Source organism: Bradyrhizobium sp. SHOUNA76, from assembly GCF_023006445.1.
Classification (GTDB): Bacteria; Pseudomonadota; Alphaproteobacteria; order Rhizobiales; family Xanthobacteraceae; genus Bradyrhizobium.
Window position 1 is genome coordinate 1 of sequence record NZ_JALBHA010000726.1, and the last position, 2328, is coordinate 2328.

The window sequence follows — 2328 nt, forward strand, 5'->3', positions numbered from 1 at the left end:
CCATCGAGCAGGTTGTTGATGTCGCTGGCGCGGTTGTCGAGCGACTGTGCGGTGAAGAAGTTGGTGGGATTGTCCAGGGCCGAGTTGACGCTCTTGCCGGTCGACAGACGGCTCTGCGTGGTGGCGAGGAGGTCAGCGGTGGACTGGAGAGAGAGCAGGTTCTGACGAACCGACGAAGAGAGGACGATACCGGACATTGAGTGTTACCCTTCTGGTACGCAACGCAACAAACAAACTTCGATTAGGATTAATCGATGCCGGGACGGTGAACGCAGACGGCTAACAAAGCATGAAGCGTGTCGCGGCAGTCCTTGCCCGGATTCACCATACGCGCGTTCGGAGCCGGATCGTGCTTGGCCATATCGTCATGAAAGGATGATGTTTTTTGGTGCAGCGACGAGGCGTTTGCGACTTGTCAACCATAACTCAGAGTGAGCAATTGGCTGCATCCGCACGCCCTGCACCTTGTCGAGCGGCACTTTGATGCAGATACAAAAAAGAAAGCGGCGGGGCCGAAGCCCCGCCGCCGTAATCGTCTTGCGATGTCGTCCGCGACTTAGCGGAGCAGCTGCAGCACGCTCTGCTGCGACTGGTTGGCCAGCGAGAGCGCGGAGACCGCGATCGACTGGCGGGTCGACAGCGCCTGGCTGTTGGCCGCTTCGGTGTTGGTGTCGGCCAGGGTCAGGTTGGACGAACCGGTCTGCAGCACGTTGATCAGGCTCTTGTTGAAGTCCTGACGAACCTGCACCACCGAGAGGTTCGAACCGAGGCTCGAAGCTTCCGAGCGCAGCGTGCTCGACGCGGCGTTCAGGTTGGACAGCACCTTGTTGGTCGCGGAGTTGTCGATGAAGTCGACACCGCTGGTCAACGCAGCAAGGCCCAGACCCTTGGAGTTGTAGGTCACGCCCGTGATGCTGAGGTTCGACTTGCCGGTCTCGTCGAACACCAGCTTGAGCTGGTCGCCGTTCAAGAGGTTGACACCGTTGAACGAGGAGTCCTGCGAGGTCGTGTCGATCTGGTTCAGGATGTTGTTGTACTGAGACACCAGGTTCGCGCGCGACGTTTGGGCAACCGTATCCTGGACGGGGGTGGAAGCCGTCGAGAAGGTCAGCGACGAGGTCAGCGTACCGCCGATCGCGCCACCTGCGGCGCTCGAACCGATGGTCGAGGACGCATAGTCGTTGGTGGTCGAGACCGTCAGCAGGCCGTTGGCGTCGATCGTCGCCGTCAGGTTGTTGGCCTGAAGCTTCGTGTTGAGCTGATCGAGCGTCTTGACCGTGCCGTTGGTGCCGTCGCCGAAGGTGACGTTGACCGCCGTGCCGCCGTTGAAGGAGGAGAAGGTCAAGGTCTTGCCGCTGATGCCGCCGACGCCCGAGGTGCGCGCCGCGGTGAAGGCGGTCGCCGTCCCGGTGTTGCCGGCGAGGCCAAGCGCATTCAGCGCGTTGCCAGTGCCGGTGATCGACAGGTCGGCATTGACGCCGGTCGACAGCTTGAGCTGGCCGGAGGCGTTGATCGACGAGTTGGTCTGGCCGGTGGCGGTCGCAAGCGTCGCGGTGCCGTTGGCATTGACCGTTGCGGTCTGTACGCCGGTGGCAAGGTCGATCGCCTTCAGCACGTCGTTGACCGTACCGCCCTGCAGGTAGACCGTCGAGTTACCGGCGCCGTCCGTGAGAACGTTGCCGCTCGCACCGAAGCCGCTCGCAACGCTCGGAGCACCGGTCGAACCCGGGATCGGCGCGTTCTTGAACGTGATGACGTGACCGTCGACGTTCAGCGTCGAACCGTCCGCGATCGTCGCACCGAGCGAGCCCGAGCTCGTGGTCCGGTTGACGCTCACGGTGGCGTTGCCGCCGCCCACAGACGAGGACAGACCGAGAGACTTGAGCAGGTCGGCCTTGCCGGTGACGCTCAGATCCGCACCCGTCGAGCTCTTCAGCGTGACGGCACCGCCGCCAACGCTCGAAGCGGTCTGGTTGAAGCTGGTGGCGATCGTCGCAGCACCGGCAGTGATGGATGCCGTCTTGACGCCGCTGGCCAGATCGACCGCGGTCAACAGATCGCTGACGGTCGCAGCCGGGGTGCCCGCGGTCCCGAGATAGACCGTGGAGTTGCCGTTGCCGTCGGTGACGAGGTTGCCGCTGACGCCCGAGCCGGACGCAACACCAGTCGATGCCGGAGCAGAACCCGAGCGGAAGGTGATGGTCTTGCCGTTCACGGTCAGCGTGTCGCCGTCGGCGGGCTGGGCATTGCTGGCCAGGCCGGTTGCGGTCGTGCCGTTGGTGGCGATCAGGGTGATGGCGCCGGTCAGGGCCGTGGTGCCGTCGCCGG

Annotated in this window: 1 protein-coding gene and 1 pseudogene; both read right to left on the reverse strand. The window is 63.6% G+C overall.

Annotation, left to right across the window (positions count from 1 at the left end; translation table 11 throughout):
• Positions 1 to 197: pseudogene (locus tag MOV74_RS36195) on the reverse strand (flagellar protein); the annotation flags it as partial.
• Between the two features lie 359 nt (positions 198 to 556).
• A partial coding sequence (locus tag MOV74_RS36200) for a DUF1522 domain-containing protein (protein WP_246932070.1) occupies positions 557 to 2328 on the reverse strand: 1772 nt, incomplete at its 5' end.